This is a genomic window from Streptomyces sp. 13-12-16 (genome assembly GCF_002114215.1).
GTDB lineage: Bacteria > Actinomycetota > Actinomycetes > Streptomycetales > Streptomycetaceae > Streptomyces.
In genome coordinates, this window is the sequence record NZ_NCTE01000172.1 from 1 (window position 1) to 16,520 (window position 16,520).

20 protein-coding genes are annotated in these 16,520 nt (G+C 71.9%); 14 read left to right on the plus strand and 6 right to left on the minus strand.

Annotation, left to right across the window (positions count from 1 at the left end; all coding sequences use genetic code 11):
• The coding region (locus B7767_RS08110; protein WP_107485899.1) for a MarR family winged helix-turn-helix transcriptional regulator at positions 1-491 on the plus strand (491 nt) is incomplete at its 5' end.
• 22 nt (positions 492-513) lie between these two features.
• Here B7767_RS08110 and B7767_RS08115 read toward each other — a convergent pair.
• Both B7767_RS08115 and B7767_RS08120 read right to left on the minus strand, forming a co-directional pair.
• Complete coding sequence (locus B7767_RS08115; RefSeq protein ID WP_085571570.1) at positions 514-1,278, minus strand: VOC family protein; 765 nt, start codon at positions 1,276-1,278, stop codon at positions 514-516.
• An 89-nt stretch (positions 1,279-1,367) separates the two neighbouring features.
• Positions 1,368-1,772: a VOC family protein gene (locus B7767_RS08120; RefSeq protein ID WP_085571571.1), complete on the minus strand. Its 405-nt coding sequence runs from the start codon at positions 1,770-1,772 to the stop codon at positions 1,368-1,370.
• Positions 1,773-1,854: 82 nt separating this feature from the next.
• Between B7767_RS08120 and B7767_RS08125 the strand changes: the two genes are divergently transcribed.
• Complete coding sequence (locus B7767_RS08125; RefSeq protein ID WP_085571572.1) at positions 1,855-2,403, plus strand: GNAT family N-acetyltransferase; 549 nt, start codon at positions 1,855-1,857, stop codon at positions 2,401-2,403.
• A gap of 4 nt (positions 2,404-2,407) precedes the next feature.
• On the opposite strand, the gene B7767_RS08130 is transcribed toward B7767_RS08125, so the two are convergent.
• Positions 2,408-3,091: a glycerophosphodiester phosphodiesterase family protein gene (locus B7767_RS08130; protein WP_085571573.1), complete on the minus strand. Its 684-nt coding sequence runs from the start codon at positions 3,089-3,091 to the stop codon at positions 2,408-2,410.
• Between the two features lie 253 nt (positions 3,092-3,344).
• Here B7767_RS08130 and B7767_RS08135 point away from each other — a divergent pair, with 253 nt between their 5' ends.
• The 4 genes from B7767_RS08135 (at position 3,345) to B7767_RS08150 (ending at position 7,263) form a co-directional block, all read left to right on the plus strand.
• The gene (locus B7767_RS08135) at positions 3,345-4,742 is read left to right on the plus strand and encodes a DUF6421 family protein (protein WP_085571574.1); all 1,398 of its coding nucleotides are present in this window, start codon (positions 3,345-3,347) and stop codon (positions 4,740-4,742) included.
• A 38-nt stretch (positions 4,743-4,780) separates the two neighbouring features.
• Positions 4,781-5,527 (plus strand): SDR family oxidoreductase, encoded by a 747-nt coding sequence (locus tag B7767_RS08140; protein ID WP_085571575.1) that lies wholly within the window; start codon positions 4,781-4,783, stop codon positions 5,525-5,527.
• Positions 5,524-6,594, plus strand: a complete 1,071-nt coding sequence (locus B7767_RS08145; RefSeq protein WP_085571576.1) for a low specificity L-threonine aldolase — start codon at positions 5,524-5,526, stop codon at positions 6,592-6,594. Before B7767_RS08140 ends, B7767_RS08145 begins: the two co-directional genes overlap by 4 nt.
• Before the next feature lie 75 nt (positions 6,595-6,669).
• The gene (locus B7767_RS08150; RefSeq protein WP_085571577.1) at positions 6,670-7,263 is read left to right on the plus strand and encodes a transglutaminase domain-containing protein; all 594 of its coding nucleotides are present in this window, start codon (positions 6,670-6,672) and stop codon (positions 7,261-7,263) included.
• 307 nt (positions 7,264-7,570) lie between these two features.
• Here the strand turns inward: B7767_RS08150 and B7767_RS08155 are convergent, their stop codons facing one another.
• Positions 7,571-8,299 (minus strand): 1-acyl-sn-glycerol-3-phosphate acyltransferase, encoded by a 729-nt coding sequence (locus B7767_RS08155; protein ID WP_085571578.1) that lies wholly within the window; start codon positions 8,297-8,299, stop codon positions 7,571-7,573.
• A 289-nt stretch (positions 8,300-8,588) separates the two neighbouring features.
• On the opposite strand from B7767_RS08155, the gene B7767_RS08160 reads away from it, so the two are divergent.
• The 7 genes from B7767_RS08160 (at position 8,589) to B7767_RS08190 (ending at position 14,008) form a co-directional block, all read left to right on the plus strand.
• Positions 8,589-8,894: a thioredoxin family protein gene (locus tag B7767_RS08160; protein ID WP_371101237.1), complete on the plus strand. Its 306-nt coding sequence runs from the start codon at positions 8,589-8,591 to the stop codon at positions 8,892-8,894.
• Positions 8,895-9,111: 217 nt separating this feature from the next.
• Positions 9,112-9,621 (plus strand): flavin reductase family protein, encoded by a 510-nt coding sequence (locus tag B7767_RS08165; RefSeq protein WP_085571580.1) that lies wholly within the window; start codon positions 9,112-9,114, stop codon positions 9,619-9,621.
• Between the two features lie 218 nt (positions 9,622-9,839).
• Positions 9,840-10,628 carry an electron transfer flavoprotein subunit beta/FixA family protein gene (locus B7767_RS08170; RefSeq protein WP_085571581.1) on the plus strand — a complete coding sequence of 263 codons (789 nt, stop codon included), beginning with the start codon at positions 9,840-9,842 and terminating at the stop codon, positions 10,626-10,628.
• Between the two features lie 60 nt (positions 10,629-10,688).
• Complete coding sequence (locus B7767_RS08175; RefSeq protein ID WP_085571582.1) at positions 10,689-11,651, plus strand: electron transfer flavoprotein subunit alpha/FixB family protein; 963 nt, start codon at positions 10,689-10,691, stop codon at positions 11,649-11,651.
• Positions 11,652-11,946: 295 nt separating this feature from the next.
• Entirely contained in the window at positions 11,947-13,218 is a 1,272-nt protein-coding gene (locus tag B7767_RS08180; protein ID WP_085571583.1) for an aldolase/citrate lyase family protein, read from the plus strand.
• A 74-nt stretch (positions 13,219-13,292) separates the two neighbouring features.
• Positions 13,293-13,790, plus strand: coding sequence for a DUF2975 domain-containing protein (locus B7767_RS08185; RefSeq protein WP_085571584.1), 498 nt, complete (start codon positions 13,293-13,295; stop codon positions 13,788-13,790).
• Complete coding sequence (locus B7767_RS08190; RefSeq protein ID WP_030865797.1) at positions 13,790-14,008, plus strand: helix-turn-helix transcriptional regulator; 219 nt, start codon at positions 13,790-13,792, stop codon at positions 14,006-14,008. Before B7767_RS08185 ends, B7767_RS08190 begins: the two co-directional genes overlap by 1 nt.
• An 11-nt stretch (positions 14,009-14,019) precedes the next feature.
• Here the strand turns inward: B7767_RS08190 and B7767_RS08195 are convergent, their stop codons facing one another.
• Both B7767_RS08195 and B7767_RS08200 read right to left on the minus strand, forming a co-directional pair.
• Complete coding sequence (locus B7767_RS08195; protein WP_085571585.1) at positions 14,020-14,835, minus strand: hypothetical protein; 816 nt, start codon at positions 14,833-14,835, stop codon at positions 14,020-14,022.
• A gap of 7 nt (positions 14,836-14,842) precedes the next feature.
• A complete protein-coding gene (locus B7767_RS08200; RefSeq protein ID WP_179167068.1) occupies positions 14,843-15,937 on the minus strand; it encodes a LacI family DNA-binding transcriptional regulator in 1,095 nt (364 codons plus the stop codon).
• 196 nt (positions 15,938-16,133) lie between these two features.
• Between B7767_RS08200 and B7767_RS08205 the strand changes: the two genes are divergently transcribed.
• Positions 16,134-16,520, plus strand: a 387-nt coding sequence (locus tag B7767_RS08205) for an ROK family protein (RefSeq protein ID WP_143652280.1), incomplete at its 3' end; no start/stop codon positions are given.

The window sequence follows — 16,520 nt, forward strand, 5'->3', positions numbered from 1 at the left end:
TCGCCGCCGTCGTCCGGCAGTGGCGGGCCGTCCACCCCGGCCTCGACACCGGCCCCATGGAGGTCATCGGCCGCATCAACCGCTGCGCCGCCCTCCTCCAGCAGGCGGAGGACGCCCCGCTGCGCCGCGCCGGACTGACCCGCCCGGAGTTCGACCTGCTGGGCGCGCTGCGCCGCACCGGCCACGAGCTGACGCCCAGCGAGCTGGCCCGCGAGACCTTCTCCTCGGGCGCCGCCGTCACCAAACGCCTCAAGCAGCTCACCGAACGCGGACTGGTCGAACGACGCGGCGACACCCGTGACCGCAGGGTCGCCCACGTCCGCCTCACCGACTCCGGACGCGACCTGGTCGACGGCGTCCTGCCCTCGCAGCTCGCCTACGAGACCGCCGTACTGTCCGGTCTGGACGGCCCGGAGCTCGGCGAGCTCGCCGCACTGCTCGGCGAGCTGCTCGGCCAGCTGGAAGGACGCCTGGGCGCGCTGCGGGCGTGACGGCCGCGGACCCGCCCCCGGCTCACCTCTCGTCCGCCGCCCGGTACACGCCGAACATCGCCCCCTGGGGGTCACGGAGCACCGCGATGCGCGGACCCTCCGGGTGCGAGACGGGCTCCATCAGCACCGTGCCCTCCACCGTCGTGGTCGTCACCGCGGCGTCGTCCACGTCGTCCACGGCGAAGTACGGCAGCCAGTGCGCGGGCACCTCGTGCGGGAACTTGTCGTCCATCGTCACCATGCCGCCGAAGTCCGCGCCGTCGACGCCCCACTGCGGGTACCGCAGGGAGGCGTCCACGCTCCAGCCGAACACGCCGGTGTAGAACGACACGGCCTGCCGCGGCGCCCGCGTCATCAGTTCCACCCAGCCCAGGGACCCGGGCACGTTGAACACCCCGGCGCCCGGGAAGGCTTCCGCCTGCCACAGCTGGAAGACGGCGCCGGCGGGGTCGACGGCCACCGCGAAACGGCCCGCGTCGAACACGTCCGTCGGGCCGAGCAGCGCCCGTCCGCCCGCCGCCTCCACCGCACGGAGGACGGCGTCGACGTCGGCCACCGCGAACGACACGTTCCAGGCCACCGGCTGCGACGCCTGGTACAGCGGTGCCAGCGCGGCGACCGCCGCGTCACCGAGGTACGCGACCGTGTAGCCGCCCGACTCCCGACGCGGGTCCGTCTCGGGGCGCCAGCCGAACAACCGCGTGTAGAACCGCCGGGCGGCCTCCGGATCGGTGGTCCCCAGCTCGGCCCAGCAGGGCCCACCGGTCACCGGCGCGGACTGTCTCATGACGCTCCTTCCGTCCCTCCCAGCACGCTAAGCCCGGCCCCCGGCCCCGGCCATCCGGCGCGGAACCGGCCGGGGCGGGCCGCGGGCCCCTAGATGCCCGGCCGGTAGCGCAGCGGGTGCTCGGCCGGGATCTCGACCAGCACGATCGGTGTGCCGTCCGGGTCGGCGATCCACATCTCGAGCAGGCCCCACGGCTCCAGCACCGGCGGACGGACGATGTCGACGCCCCCGGCCGCCAGTTCCTCGTGCGCGACCGCGATGTCCTCGACCTGGAGCCACAGCCGTACGTCCGGGGACGAGGACGACGGCGAGGGGGGTTGCGCGCGGCCCGAGAGCTCCAGGAACCCCCCGCCGAGGAAGTAGACGGTGCCGCGTTCCGGTCCGGTGCCGAACTCGCGGTGGACGGCGAGGCCCAGCCGCTCCCCGTAGAAGGCGCGGGAGCGGTCGGGGTCGGTGGGGCGGAGCAGGACGCGGCTGCTCAGTACGTGCACCATGCGGCCGAGCGTAGTGGCCGGGTTAGTCTCGTTCCCGCCCGAGCCACGCCGGAAGGCGCCCAGGAGAACCGGAGACGTGCCCATGGAATCCGCCACCGCCACCGACACCGCACTGACCTTCCGTGACGCGACCGACGCCGATGTGGACGCCCTCGTCGCGCTGGTCCAGTCGGCGTACCGGGGCGAGTCCAGCAGGACCGGGTGGACCACCGAGGCGGACATCCTCCAGGGGCAGCGGACCGACCCGGAGGGCGTGCTGGAGGTCATAAAGGCGCCGGACAGCAGGCTGCTCACGGTGGAGCGCGCCGGCCGCGTGGTCGCCTGCTGCCAGCTGGAACGCCGTGGCGCGCACGCCTACTTCGGGATGTTCGCGGTCAGCCCCGCCCTCCAGGGCGCCGGACTCGGCAGGACGGTCATCGCGGAGGCGGAACGCCGGGCCCGTGAGACCTGGGGCGTGAGCGAGATGCACATGACGGTGATCTCCGTGCGGGAGGACCTGATCGCCTGGTACGAGCGGCGCGGCTACCGCCGTACGGGACGGATGACGCCCTTCCCGTACGGCGACGAGCGCTTCGGCGTTCCGCAGCGGGACGACCTGGAGTTCGAACTGCTGGTGAAGGAGCTGGTCTGACGGCTCACGCCGTGAAGCGGCCGGTGCGCTTGATCTCCGGGTAGTCGGTGGTGGCGCCGTCGAGTCCCAGGGCCCGTACCAGTCTGAGGTGGTCCTGGGTGTTCACCACCCAGCCGATGATCCGCAGCCCGGCCTTCCGCGCCTGCTCCACGGTCTCCAGCGTGAGCCTGCGGATGTTGAGGCAGACGGTCGAGGCGCCTGCCCCGACCGCCCGTTCGACGACGTCGGGACCGTAGCGGCTGGCGATGAGCGCCGTGCGCACCCCGGGCACCAGGCGGGTGATCTCCGTGATCGCCTCGTCGTGGAACGAGGACACCTCGACCCGCTCGGCCAGGTCCCGTCCGTTCATCACCCCGGCCAGGGCGCGGGCGGCCTGGACGTCCTTGATCTCGGCCTGGAGCGGTGCCCGGACGGCGTCGAGCACCTCCTCGAAGACGGGAACCGGCTCACCCCGCCCGGCGTCCAGGGCGCGCAGCTCGGCGAGGGTCTTGTCGGCGATCGCGCCCGTGCCGTCCGTGGTGCGGTCCACCTCCGTGTCGTGCATGACGACGAGCGCGCCGTCCTTGCTCAGGTGCAGGTCGAGTTCGATGACGTCGAGGCCCGCCTCCTGGGCGGCGACGAAGGACCGGAGGGTGTTCTCGGGCTCGACACCCATGACTCCGCGATGACCGATGGTGAGGAAGTTCAAGATCCGACTCGCTTCCGTCGACGGCGGCGGGGGGCCGCGTCCTTACGGCCCTCCTGGACCGTATCGCCTGTGCCCGCCGCGTCCAGAGGCTGAACCCGGATCGCAGACACCACCACCCACCCCGGTGGCACACAGGAAAAAATGCGGTGAAGACCGGGGTGGGGCAGGATAATTTCCCGAGGCGCCCCTTGCTGGGAGAAACCTCATATGTATACGGTCTTCTTACGCGAGGTTCTCCCGTGGAGGATGGGACATGACGGAAATTCTTGTGCAGGTGGGTGCCGAGGGACAGGTTCCTCCGGCGACCAGGGTGGTGGAGCACCCGGCATGGCCCGTGCTCAAGGATGCCGTGGAGCGGATCCGGCCCTGGCAGTCCAAGGACGGTTCGATCGACTTCGACGCCGACGGAGCCCCGGACCGTGCCGACGCCGAGCGCGCGGTGCGCGCCGTGACCGGTGCCGTCGAGGAGCTCTCCCCGCTGCTCCCGCACGACCGCGCCTACCACGAGGCCCTGGCCGAGGACCTGGCCCGCTGGGCCGAGGGCGGTTTCGAGGTGCCCGACTTCCTCGACTCGCTGCTGGCCTTCCAGCCGGCCGCGAACCGCGTGGACGGCCTCCAGCACCTGGTCGTCTTCCCGATGTACACGCAGAACGGCAACCCCGACCGCAACCTCGAGGCGGTCGTGCTGCGCATGGTCTGGCCCGACTGGCTGGCCGAGCTGGAGCGCACCCGCTACGACAACCCGCTGTTCTGCGGCATCACCTTCGAGGACTTCACCTCGGGCTACGACACCAACTCCGCGGTCCTCTTCCCCGAGACCATCGCGGTGCGCGAGGCCCCCGAGCGCTTCACCTGGGGCGGCATCTTCTGCGACCGCGAAGCCGCCCGCTTCCGGCGGGTCACCGAGGCGGCGGTCGACGTCCTGGGCCTGGAGCTGCCCGAGGACGTCGCCGCGATGGTGCACGACCAGAAGCGCTGCGAAGAGGCGTTCGTGCTCTGGGACATGGTCCACGACCGCACCCACAGCCACGGCGACCTGCCGTTCGACCCGTTCATGATCAAGCAGCGCCAGCCGTTCTGGATGTACGGCCTGGAGGAGCTGCGCTGCGACCTCACCGCCTTCAAGGAGGCCGTGAAGCTGGCCGGCGACGGCGTCCCGCAGGCCCGTGACGTGCAGGTCGCGGTGCTCTTCGACCGGATGTTCCGCTTCCCCGTCACCGGCGCGCGCGTACGCAACTACGACGGCCTCGGCGGCCAGCTCCTCTTCGCCTACCTGCACAAGCACGACGTCGTCCGCTGGACCGACAACAAGCTCTCCATCGACTGGGAACGCGCCCCGCAGGTCACCAACCAGCTGTGCGCCGAGATCGAGACGCTGTACCGCGACGGCATCGACCGCCCCAAGCTCGTCCACTGGTTCGCCGGGTACGAGCTGGTCTCCACCTACCTCTCCCCGCACCCGGGCTCCACGTGGGCCAAGGGCCCCGACGCCCTCGACCTGACGCAGCCGCCGCGCAAACTCGTCGACGATGTGCTTCCGGACGAGTTTCCGCTGAGCATGTTCTATGAGGCACTGTCCAAGAAGCTGAAGAACGTGATCGCCTCGACCAAGGGCATCACGGCGGACGGTGCCGAGCGGGTCGCCGCGTGAGCGATCGCGAGACCACAACTGCTCAGGAGGCGGGAACCATGGGGAACGGGGCGCTCGACGGTGCGGTGATCGCGGTGGCCGGAGCGGGGGGACCCGCGGGCCGGGCGGCACTGCTCAGGCTGGCCGAGGCGGGAGCGACCGTCGTCGGCTCGGACAACGACCCGGAGCGGCTGGCGGAGGCCGTGGACGCGGCGCGCTACGCGCACGGCGGCGCCACCGTCACCGGTGACACGGTCGACCTGCTCGACCTGGACTCCACCCGCGAGTGGGCAGCCCGCACCGAGAAGGAGTTCGGCCGGATCGACGGCCTGGTCCACCTCGTCGGCGGCTGGCGCGGCAGCGAGACCTTCACCAAGACCAGCCTGGACGACTGGGACTTCCTGGAGCTGCTGCTGGTGCGCACCGTGCAGCACACCTCCCTCGCCTTCCACGAGGCGCTCCAGCGCAGCGACCGCGGCCGGTACGTCCTGATCAGCGCGGCCGGTGCCACCAGGCCCACCGCGGGCAACGCCGCCTACGCCGCCGGCAAGGCCGCCGCCGAGGCGTGGACGCTGGCCATGGCCGACTACTTCCGAAAAGCCGGGGGCGAGCAGGGGCCGACGTCGGCGGCTGCGATCCTGGTGGTGAAGGCGCTGGTGCACGACGCGATGCGCGCCGACCGCCCCAACGCGAAGTTCGCGGGCTTCACGGACGTCAAGGACCTCGCCGAGGCCGTCGTCGGCGTCTGGGACAAGCCCGCCGCGGAAGTGAACGGAAACCGTCTGTGGCTGACCGAGAAGCCGTGAACCCGCCGAGGACCGACGCGCGTCGTCATCACGACCCGGACGTCCGCGGTTTCGCCAGCGACAACTACGCCGGGGTCCACCCGGAGGTGCTCGCCGCCCTGGCCCTGGCCAACGGCGGGCACCAGGTCGCGTACGGCGAGGACGCGTACACCGAGAACCTCCAGCAGGTGATCCGCAGCCACTTCGGCCCCACCGCCGAGGCGTTCCCGGTGTTCAACGGCACCGGTGCCAACGTCGTCGCGCTCCAGGCGGTCACCGACCGCTGGGGCGCGGTGATCTGCGCCGAGAGCGCCCACATCAACGTGGACGAGGGCGGCGCCCCGGAGCGGGTCGGCGGCATCAAGCTGCTCACCGTGCCCACCCCGGACGGCAAGCTCACCCCCGAGCTGATCGACCGGCAGGCGTACGGCTGGGACGACGAGCACCGCGCGATGCCGCAGGTGGTCTCCATAGCCCAGACCACCGAGCTGGGCACGGTGTACACCCCGGACGAGATCCGCGCCATCTGCGAGCACGCCCACGCGCACGGCATGAAGGTGCACGTCGACGGCTCCCGGCTGGCCAACGCCGCCGCCACGCTGGACGTGCCGCTGCGCACCTTCACCAACGCGGTCGGCGTCGACCTGCTCTCGCTGGGCGGCACCAAGAACGGCGCCCTGTTCGGCGAGGCGGTCGTGGTGCTGAACCCGGACGGCATCCGGCACCTGAAGCACCTGCGCAAGCTGTCCATGCAGCTCGCGTCCAAGATGCGCTTCGTCTCGGTGCAGCTGGAGGCCCTGCTCGCCCGTGACCTGTGGCTGCGCAGCGCCCGGCACGCCAACGAGATGGCCCAGCGCCTGGCCGAGGGCGTGCGCGCCGTGCACGGCGTGGAGATCCTCTACCCGGTGCAGGCCAACGCGGTCTTCGCGCGGCTGCCGCACGAGGTGAGCGAGCGCCTGCAGAAGCGGTTCCGCTTCTACTTCTGGGACGAGGCGGCCGGCGACGTCCGCTGGATGTGCGCCTTCGACACCACCGAGGACGACGTGGACAGGTTCGTGGCCGCGCTCAAGGAGGAGATGGCCCGCTAGCGATGCATGCATAGGTATGCGGCCGACCGGAAATGCATTGACTGTCGGTCGGTCGCATACTTATGCTCTGGCGGCATGCAGCTGATCCAGGAAAACCCGGACCTCTCCGCCTATCTGGCCGCCGACGAGGTGATCGACCATCACCATCCGCTGGTCCGCGAGACGGCGGCGCGACTTGCCGCCGGAGTGGCCGACTCGTATGAATATGCGCGAGTGGCCTTCGAGTTCGTGCGCGACACCATTCCGCACTCCCAGGACTCCGGCGATCTCCGGGTCACCTGGCGCGCCTCCGACGTCCTGGAGCAGGGCACCGGCATCTGCTACGCCAAGGCCCACGCGCTGGCCGCGCTGCTGCGGGCCGAGGACATCCCGACCGCGCTGTGCTACCAGAACCTCGGTGTCGTGCACGGCCTGGTCGCCGTGCGGTTCCGCGGTGCCTGGCACCGGCAGGACCCGCGGGGCAACAAGCCCGGGGTGGACGCGCGGTTCTCCCTGGACGGCGAACGGCTGGCCTTCGATCCCGATCCGGCGTCCGGCGAGACCGACCACCCGGTCCTGTACGCCGCGCCGCACCCGGTCGTACTGGACGCCCTGAGGGCCGCCACCGACCGCCCGCACCTGTGGCGGACGCTCCCCGCCGCACTCGGGGACGAGGACATCCTGCCGTAGCCGCGGACGGCTGTGCCGCGACTGCCGCGGCTGCGGGCAGAGTCGTGCCTTCCCCAGTGCCTCAAGGGCCCGGGAGGTGCCCCCAGGGCGATGGGGGTGCCCCCGCCCGAGCGAAGCCGGGAGTGGGGGAGGCACCTGGCGAGCGCCGGTGAGCGGTGTCGGTGCGGGCCGGGGGGAAGCAGCGCAGCCCGGCGCCGACGGGGTGCCTCCCCCCGGAGGGGGTACCCCCGGCGCCCACCCGTGCCGCCCTGCGGCACGACTGCCCGCGGAGGGACGGGGCGCGCGGCGTGGCTGCCCGTGGCTGTCGTCAGTGGGCCTCGGCCTGGCGGACCTGTTCCGGGGTCGGGGCCGTACCGCCGAGGTGGGCCGGCATCCACCAGGTGTCGTCCGGTCCCTTGGGGCGCACCGGATAGGCCCGCTGCGCCGCCTCCAGCAGCTCCTGCACACGCTCGCGCAGCTGCCGGGTGATCGCGCCCGCGTACTTGTCCCTGGACGCCTCGATCGCCTCGCCCACGCGGATGGTGATCGGGGTGTGGCTGCGCCCGAAGTTGCGCGGGTGCCCCTTCGTCCACAGCCGTTGCGTGCCCCACAGCGCCATCGGGACCAGCGGCACGCCGGCCTCCTGGGCCATGCGCGCGGCACCCGACTTGAAGCTCTTCAGCGTGAACGACTGCGAGATCGTCGCCTCCGGGAAGACGCCCACGATCTCCCCCGACCGCAGCGACCGCAGCGCGTGCTCGTACGCCGCCTCGCCCCGCTCGCGGTCCACCGGGATGTGCTTCATGCCGCGCATCAGCGGACCGGAGATCCGGTGCCGGAAGACCGACTCCTTCGCCATGAAACGGACGAGTCGCTTCTGGGGGAGTGCGGCCAGGCCGTTGAAGACGAAGTCCAGGTAGCTGATGTGATTGCTCACCAGTACGGCGCCGCCCGAGCGCGGTATGTTCTCCGACCCCTGGCAGTCGATCTTGAGGTCCCACGCCTTGAACAGAGTGCGGGCGAAACCGACGACGGGCCGGTAGACGAGTTCTGCCATGGGCGGGTTGGAACCCTTCCTTCTCTGCCTGGGAAGGGGACTCCCAGTCGAAGTTACGCAGCCGTAGGTTTTACGGCTTGTCGCAGATGGTGCCCGAAGAACGGCCGGTGAACCAGTCCTGGTGCCCGTCGTCGGCGAGATTCTCGTCACGTCCACCCCTTGATCCACCTCGGACTTTGTGCGTACGGGCGGGAATGCCCGCGCTCCCGGCGGTGCTGGACATCGTCGACGGGTGATCCGCGAGAGGAGTGCGCGAGTGCGGGACGGGGACGACGGAGGACGGCTCCGCATGCCGGAACCGTGGGCCGGGCCGGGAGCCGGACTGGGGGAGCGCGCCACCCTGGTGCAGTTCTCCAGCGCCTTCTGCGCGCCCTGCCGGGCGACCCGGAGGGTGCTCGCCGAGGTGGCCGCGCTGGTGCCGGGCGTGGCCCACGTGGAGATCGACGCCGAGGCCCATCTGGACCTCGTACGCCGTCTGGAGATCGTGAAGACGCCGACGGTGCTGGTCCTCGACGCGGCCGGCCGGATCGTACGGCGTGCGACCGGACAGCCGCGCAGGGCCGATGTGATCGCCGCGCTCGGGGAGGCCGTGTGAGGGCCGGCCGGGCCGTGGTGAGGCATCTCCCACATCACGGGACCGACTTGACTGTGCATGCCGCCCGTCGTCAGCCTGACCCCATGCCTTCGGAACTCCTTCGCCCCCGGCGGGTACCCGGCCGCCCGGCGGCCGCCGCCCGCGCCGCGCGTGTGCGCCGACCGGGCCGGTGAGCAGCCGCGAACCCGTTCGTCACCTCCCGCAGAAGGACAGTTTCATGACGGCCACGTCCGGCCTGGGCACCGCCCGGCCCGCCTCGCCCGAGCTGTTGCGCTCCGTCTTCCGCAGGCACGCGGCGGGCGTCGCCGTGATCACGGCGCGCGGTCACCGCGGACCGGTCGGCTTCACCGCCACCTCCCTCGCCTCCGTCTCCGCCGAGCCTCCGATGCTCTCCTTCGGCGTCGGTACCGGGAGCTCCAGCTGGCCGGCGATCGCGACGGGCGGCCACGTCGGCGTGCACGTCCTCGGGGAGCACCAGCAGGAGCTGGCGGAGACCTTCGCGCGCAGCGGTGCCGACCGCTTCGGTCCGGCCACCGCCTGGCAGGAGGGGCCGAAGGGGGTTCCGGTGCTGGACGACGTCCCGGCCTGGATGGTGTGCGAGGTGGTGGCCCGGGTGCCCGCCGGTGACCACCGGATCGTGATCGCCGAGGTCCTGCTCGGCGACCCCACCGGTCGCGGCCGTCCGCTCCTCTACCACCAGGGACGCTTCAACGGCCTGCGCGACTGAGACGGGGTCCTCCCTGGTCGCGGACCCGTCGAGTTCCGGTTACGCTGCGTTGCGAAGGTCACAGTTCAAAGCGCTTGCTTAGCGGGAAGGGACTGGGTGTACTGACGAGTAATATTTCGTTCGGAGCGCGGGCCGCCCCGACCGGAGCCGCCCGCTTCAGGCGCCTATGCTGCCTGCAGGCAGGCAGCCAGAAATGACGATGCAGTAGGAGAGCCGGCGTGAGCTTGAGGATCGTTGTCACCGTGAAGTACGTGCCCGACGCCACTGGCGACCGGCACTTCGCCGATGACCTGACCGTCGACCGTGACGACGTGGACGGTCTGCTCTCCGAACTGGACGAGTACGCGGTCGAGCAGGCGCTGCAGATCTCGGAGAACTCCGACGACGACGTGGAGATCACCGTTCTGACGGTGGGCCCGGAGGACGCCAAGGACGCCCTGCGCAAGGCGCTGTCCATGGGCGCGGACAAGGCGATCCACGTCGAGGACGACGACCTGCACGGCACCGACGCCATCGGCACCTCCCTGGTCCTGGCCAAGGCGGTCGAGAAGGCCGGCTACGACCTGGTCATCTCCGGCATGGCCTCCACCGACGGCACCATGGGCGTGGTACCGGCGCTGCTGGCGGAGCGTCTGGGCGTGCCGCAGGTGACCCTGCTGTCCGAGGTGTCCGTCGAGGACGGCACCGTGAAGGGCCGCCGCGACGGCGACACCGCCTCCGAGCAGCTCGAGGCCTCCCTCCCCGCGGTCGTGTCGGTCACCGACCAGTCGGGCGAGGCGCGTTACCCGTCCTTCAAGGGCATCATGGCGGCCAAGAAGAAGCCGGTTCAGTCCTGGGACCTGTCCGACCTCGACATCGACGAGGACGAGGTCGGCCTGGAGGGCGCCTACACGGTCGTCGAGTCGGCGGCCGAGCGTCCGGCCCGCACCGCCGGCACGATCGTCAAGGACGAGGGCGAGGGCGGCAAGCAGCTCGCCGAGTTCCTCGCGAGCCAGAAGTTCGTCTGAGCCACGGGCTCAACTCGCTTCCCGCCCCTCACACTTCGCAAGCAGGAGAGAAGAAGTCCCATGGCTGAAGTTCTCGTCTACGTCGACCACGTGGACGGTGCCGTCCGCAAGCCCACCCTGGAGCTGCTGACCCTGGCCCGCCGCATCGGCGAGCCCGTCGCCGTCGCGCTGGGAGGCGGCGCCGGTGACACCGCCGCCGCGCTCGCCGAGCACGGCGCGGTGAAGGTCCTCACCCACGAGGCCGCCGAGTACGCCGACTACCTGGTGGTCCCGAAGGTGGACGCGCTCCAGGCCGCCGTCGAGGCCGTCTCCCCGGCCGCCGTCCTGGTCCCCTCCTCCGCCGAGGGCAAGGAGATCGCCGCCCGCCTGGCGCTGCGTCTCGGTTCGGGCGTCATCACCGACGCCGTCGACCTGGAGGCCGGCGACGAGGGCCCGGTGGCCACCCAGTCGGTGTTCGCCGCCTCCTACACCACCAAGTCCCGTGTCTCCAAGGGCACCCCGGTCATCACGGTCAAGCCGAACTCGGCCGCCGTGGAGGCCGCCCCGGCCGCCGGTGCGGTCGAGGCCCTGTCGGTGTCCTTCTCCGCGCAGGCGACCGGCACCAAGGTCACCGGCCGTACGCCGCGCGAGTCGACGGGCCGTCCGGAGCTGACCGAGGCCGCGATCGTGGTCTCCGGCGGCCGCGGTGTCAACGGCGCGGAGAACTTCGGACTCATCGAGGCGCTCGCCGACTCGCTCGGCGCGGCCGTCGGCGCCTCGCGCGCCGCCGTCGACGCCGGCTGGTACCCGCACACCAACCAGGTCGGCCAGACCGGCAAGTCGGTCTCGCCGCAGCTCTACATCGCCTCCGGCATCTCCGGCGCGATCCAGCACCGCGCCGGCATGCAGACCTCGAAGACCATCGTGGCCATCAACAAGGACGCCGAGGCCCCGATCTTCGACCTGGTCGACTACGGCGTCGTCGGCGACCTGTTCGACGTCGTGCCGCAGCTCACCGAGGAGATCAAGACCCGCAAGGGCTGATCACCCCGAGCCGTACGAGGCCCCCGCGACCGTTCCGGTCGCGGGGGCCTCGGCGCGTCCCCGTCGTGGAGGACCGCCGAGGCCGGCTCGGGGCGGTGCTGTACTGGGGAGCGGAAGGGCGACGGAGGCGATCCGGCGATCCGGCACGGGCGAACGGTGCCGCGGAGGGACGCGAGCACGAAGGGGTGGAGGAGCGGACCGGGGCGCGAGACGGGTGTTGACCGGGGGAGGGGGGCCCGATAACTTCATTCAACGGATTGTTGATTCCGTATCGCGGAATTCGGGAGGGTGTGGGATGGGACAGGGGCAGCAGGAGCGGGTGGCGACGAGTCTCGCGGGCGCCGTCACCGAGGAGATCGGCGCCTCCCTCGCGCCGGTCGACGCCGAACTGGAGCGCCGCTACCCCGGAGACCCCGGCACCCGCCAGCCCGTCCACACCGTCTACGTCCCCGGCGACGCCTTCGCCGCCGACACCCTCCGCACCTGGGGCGACCGGGCCCTCGCCGCGCTCGACGAACACGCCCCGGACGCCGCCTCCTTCGCCGCCGTCCTCGGACTGGACGGCGCGCTGGCCGAGGACGTGTACGGCCGCGTCCGCGCCAAACTGGAGCGCGAACCGGTCGAGGACCTGCGCGTCGACTTCGAGGACGGTTACGGCAGGCGCCCCGACGCCGAGGAGGACGAGGCCGCGGCCCGCGCGGCCCGGCTGACCGCCGAGGCGTACGCGGCCGGCACCGCGGCCCCGTACACGGGCATCCGTGTGAAGTGCATGGAGGCCGCCGTCCGCGACCGGGGCATCCGCACCCTCGACATCTTCCTCACCGGCCTCATGGAGGCCGGCGGCCTGCCGGACGGACTGGTCCTGACCCTGCCCAAGGTCACCTATCCCGAGCAGGTCACCGCCATGGCCCGCCTCCTCGACGCCTTCGAGGAGGCGCGCGGCCTCGAACCGGGCCGGATCGGCTTCGAGATCCAGATCGAGACCAGCCAGTCCATCCTCGCCACCGACGGCACCGCCACCGTCGCCCGCATGATCCAGGCCGCCCGGGGCCGCGCCACCGGGCTGCACTACGGCACCTTCGACTACAGCGCCTGCCTCGGCGTCTCCGCAGCGCACCAGGCGAGCGACCACCCGGCCGCCGACCACGCCAAGGCCGTCATGCAGGTCGCAGCCGCGGGCACCGGCGTACGCCTCTCGGACGGCTCCACCAACGTGCTGCCCGTCGGCCCCACGGAGCAGGTCCACGACGCCTGGCGGCTGCACTACGGACTCACCCGCCGCGCCCTCGCCCGCGCCTACTACCAGGGCTGGGACATGCACCCCGGCCACCTCCCCACCCGCTACGCGGCCGTCTTCGCCTTCTACCGCGAGGGCTTCGCACAGGCCGCCGCCCGTCTGGCCCGGTACGCCGACCGGGCCGGCGGTGACGTCATGGACGAGCCCGCCACCGCCAAGGCCCTCGCCGGGTACCTGCTGCGCGGCCTGGACTGCGGCGCCCTGGACGCCGCCGAGGTGGCGCGCCCGACCTCGCTGTCCCGCGCCGACCTGGAGGGCTTCGCGCGGTAGTCCCGGCCGCACCCGCTTGCTTCACCTATCGAATTTCGATAGTTTTCCATCGTGATTCGGTTCAAGGAGGGGCGATGGGACGGCTGACCGTGCTCGCGCTGCGCACCGTGATGGTGGCGCTGCTGGCGGGTTCCCTGGGGATCCAGGCGGTGATGGTGCCGCTGATGGCGAACGACCTCGAAGGACTGGACGCGGAACACTCCCATCTGCGCGTCCCGTTCCTCCTCGTCGTGGTCCTCGGCGTCGTGACGGCCCAGGTCGTCCTGGTCTGCGTCTGGCGGCTGGTGACGATGGTGCGGCGCGGGACCGTCTTCTCCCACGCCGCCTTCCGCTACGTGCACACCGTCATCGGCGCGTTCGTCGCCGCGGCGCTGCTGGTGTTCGCGCTCGGAGCGCTCCTCGCGCCCGGCGAGGCCGTGGCCCCGGGCGTCGTGGCACTGCTGGGCGGTGCCGGTCTGGCGATCCTGGGCATCGCCCTGGTCGTACTCGTCCTGCGGATGCTGTTGGCGCAGGCCGTCGCGCGCGACGTGGAGGCGTCACGGATGCAGGCCGAACTGGCCGAGGTGATCTGATGCCGATCGCCGTCGACATCGACGTGATGCTGGCCAAGCGGAAGATGTCCGTGGGCGAACTCGCCGAACGCGTCGGCATCACACCGGCCAATCTGGCGGTGCTCAAGAACGGCCGCGCCAAGGCGGTGCGCTTCACGACCCTCGCCGCGCTCTGCGACGTGCTCGAGTGCCAGCCGGGCGACCTGCTGCGCTGGGAACCCGACGACACCCGGCCCTGACCCGTCGCCCGTCACCCGTGCCCCTGCCTCGGCAGCGGCGCCGGCGACGCGCCGGCATCAGGGCGTCCGTACCGCTCGGACCCCACGTACCGCTCCAGGCCGCAGACCGTCACCAGCCCCTCCTCGGCGAACAGCCGGGTGCCCCGCGCGCACAGCCGGAGGTCGGCGCGGGCCCGCGCGCAGAACTCCTCGGGGGAGGCGCCGAACAGTTCCCGCAGTCCGGGCACGTTCACGAGCAGATCGGTGAGCAGTGCACGCTGGCCCGGATGGGTACGTGGGACACCGGTGCCGTCGTGCAGCACACCGTGGCGGTTCACGTACGCGTACGCGCCGGGGAGCGTGGAACCGTCGGCGAGTTCGACGCGCACATCGGGGGCGGGCAGCCAGGCGCGGTGGAAGTTGCCGTCCGGCCGCGGTGCGCCCTCGCTCGCGTCGATCACCGCGAGCTGCCGGGCGTCGAGCCAGATGACGAACAGCTCCCGCACCGTCCCCGGGGCGCGGACCGGCGAGTTGGACACATAGCCCATACGGCTGACGTGCGCCGAGACACCGATGTCGACGCCCGTCACCCGCGTCCGCACCATCGGCACCGGTGTGATGATCCCGGACTCGGCCATCTTGTGCCGCAGCTGACCGGGACAGGCGTTGGAACCGACCGCGAGCACGGGCGCGCGGTCCTCGTACACCAGGCGGTCCAGCGGCAGCAGCCGGTCCCCGTTCAGCAGCCCCGAATCCCGCGGCCACGCGCCCGGATACAGCAGCGGGTGCTCGCGCGGAGCCTTCTCCAGCCCCAGCGCCCGCAGGGTGCGGTCCTCCTCCGACGGCACCGCCCGCTCAGTCCGCCGGGGGCAGCTCGCCGGAGCCGCGGGTGATCAGCCGGGTGGGGAGCTCGATGCGCTCCGGGGCGAGCAGGGTGCCGTCCAGCTGGCGGAACAGCCGCTCGGCCGCGGTCCGGCCGAGGGCCGCCGCGTCCTGGGCGACGACCGTGACGCCGGGCTGGAGCAGATCGGCGAGCTCGATGTCGTCGAAGCCGACCAGGGCGACCCGGCGGGCGTGCCCGGCCAGTACCCGGATCACGGTGACCGTCACCCGGTTGTTGCCCGTGAAGATCGCGGTGACCGGGTCCGGTCCCGAGAGCATCTCCTCGGCCGCCCGGCGCACCCGCTCCGGATCGGTGACGCCCAGCGACATCCAGGAGTCCGCCACCGTTATCCCCGCGTCCTCCATGGCGGTCCGGTAGCCGCGCAGCCGCTCGGCCGCGGTGTGGATGCGGGGCATGTCGCCGATGAAGCCGATCCTGCGGTGTCCGTGCGCGATCAGGTGGCTCACGCCGTCGTGGGCGCCGCCGTAGTTGTCCGACACGACGACGTCCGCGTCGATGTGCCCGGCCGGACGGTCCACGAAGACGGTGGCGACGCCCGCCTTGATCTCCGGCTCCAGATAGCGGTGGTCGTCCCCGGCCGGGATCACCACGAGGCCGTCCACCCGCCGGGCGCACAGCGCCAGCACCAGTTCCTGCTCGCGGTCGGCGTCCTCCGCGCTGGAGCCGTTGATCAGCAGGGCGCCGTGCGCGCGGGCCACCTCCTCGACCGCCCGGCTCAGCGGCCCGTAGAACGGGTCCGCGAGATCCTCCAGGACCAGACCGATGCTGGCGGTGCGGCCCTTGCGCAGCACACGGGCGCTGTCGTTGCGGCGGAAGCCGAGCGCCTCGATCGCCTCCTGGACGCGGCGCTCCGTCTCCGGCGTGACACCGGGCTCGCCGTTGACCACGCGGGAGACCGTCTTGAGCCCGACCCCGGCGCGCGCGGCCACGTCCTTCATCGTCGGACGGTTGCCGTAGCGGGTCCCGGGGATGCGGTCGGTGCGGCGGGTCGTCTCCGGCACGGTGCGGTGTCCTGTCCTGTCGGCCACGGGGATGCGTAGGCCCATGGGCTTGTATGAGGATGTGGCGTCGAGCATAGAGCCTGGACAACGTTGTCAGGCTCGGGGGACACTGTCCGACGCGCACTCCGGCCCGTACCTCGCCGCGCGGCCGGGCGTTGCTCGCGCTCCATGTGTTGCCTCGTGGTCGCACATGGTCGTTCTCGGCGATTTTCTGATGTTTCAACGGGGAGATCCGACACTGATGCACACCGACCTCGTGGCCGCGCTCGACATCGGCGGCACCAAGATCGCCGGCGCGCTGGTGGACGGCCAGGGCCGGATCCTGGTCCGTGCCCAGCGGCCGACGCCCGCGCAGGAGAACGGCGAGACCGTCATGCGGGCGGTCGAGGCGGTGCTCGGTGAGCTCACCGCGTCCCCGCTGTGGCACCGCGCCGGCGCGGTGGGCATCGGCAGCGCCGGCCCCGTGGACGCCTCCGCCGGCACGGTGAGCCCGGTCAACGTGCCCGGCTGGCGCGGCTACCCGCTCGTCGCCAGGGTCCGGGACGCGGCCGGGGGCCTGCCCGTGGAGCTGATCGGCGACGGGGTGGCGATCACGGCCGCCGAACACTGGCAGGGCGCCGCCCGCGGC

What these genes read in the sequence shown, in the direction of transcription:
- B7767_RS08135 (WP_085571574.1), top strand. Translation starts at nt 3,345, where the DNA reads ATGACGGAAATTCTTGTGCAGGTGGGTGCCGAGGGACAGGTTCCTCCG.
- B7767_RS08125 (WP_085571572.1), top strand. Translation starts at nt 1,855, where the DNA reads ATGGAATCCGCCACCGCCACCGACACCGCACTGACCTTCCGTGACGCG.
- B7767_RS08180 (WP_085571583.1), top strand. Translation starts at nt 11,947, where the DNA reads ATGGGACAGGGGCAGCAGGAGCGGGTGGCGACGAGTCTCGCGGGCGCC.
- B7767_RS08115 (WP_085571570.1), bottom strand. Translation starts at nt 1,278, where the DNA reads ATGAGACAGTCCGCGCCGGTGACCGGTGGGCCCTGCTGGGCCGAGCTG.
- B7767_RS08140 (WP_085571575.1), top strand. Translation starts at nt 4,781, where the DNA reads ATGGGGAACGGGGCGCTCGACGGTGCGGTGATCGCGGTGGCCGGAGCG.
- B7767_RS08155 (WP_085571578.1), bottom strand. Translation starts at nt 8,299, where the DNA reads ATGGCAGAACTCGTCTACCGGCCCGTCGTCGGTTTCGCCCGCACTCTG.
- B7767_RS08200 (WP_179167068.1), bottom strand. Translation starts at nt 15,937, where the DNA reads ATGGGCCTACGCATCCCCGTGGCCGACAGGACAGGACACCGCACCGTG.
- B7767_RS08160 (WP_371101237.1), top strand. Translation starts at nt 8,589, where the DNA reads ATGCCGGAACCGTGGGCCGGGCCGGGAGCCGGACTGGGGGAGCGCGCC.
- B7767_RS08175 (WP_085571582.1), top strand. Translation starts at nt 10,689, where the DNA reads ATGGCTGAAGTTCTCGTCTACGTCGACCACGTGGACGGTGCCGTCCGC.
- B7767_RS08150 (WP_085571577.1), top strand. Translation starts at nt 6,670, where the DNA reads ATGCAGCTGATCCAGGAAAACCCGGACCTCTCCGCCTATCTGGCCGCC.
- B7767_RS08190 (WP_030865797.1), top strand. Translation starts at nt 13,790, where the DNA reads ATGCCGATCGCCGTCGACATCGACGTGATGCTGGCCAAGCGGAAGATG.
- B7767_RS08185 (WP_085571584.1), top strand. Translation starts at nt 13,293, where the DNA reads ATGGGACGGCTGACCGTGCTCGCGCTGCGCACCGTGATGGTGGCGCTG.
- B7767_RS08165 (WP_085571580.1), top strand. Translation starts at nt 9,112, where the DNA reads ATGACGGCCACGTCCGGCCTGGGCACCGCCCGGCCCGCCTCGCCCGAG.
- B7767_RS08120 (WP_085571571.1), bottom strand. Translation starts at nt 1,772, where the DNA reads ATGGTGCACGTACTGAGCAGCCGCGTCCTGCTCCGCCCCACCGACCCC.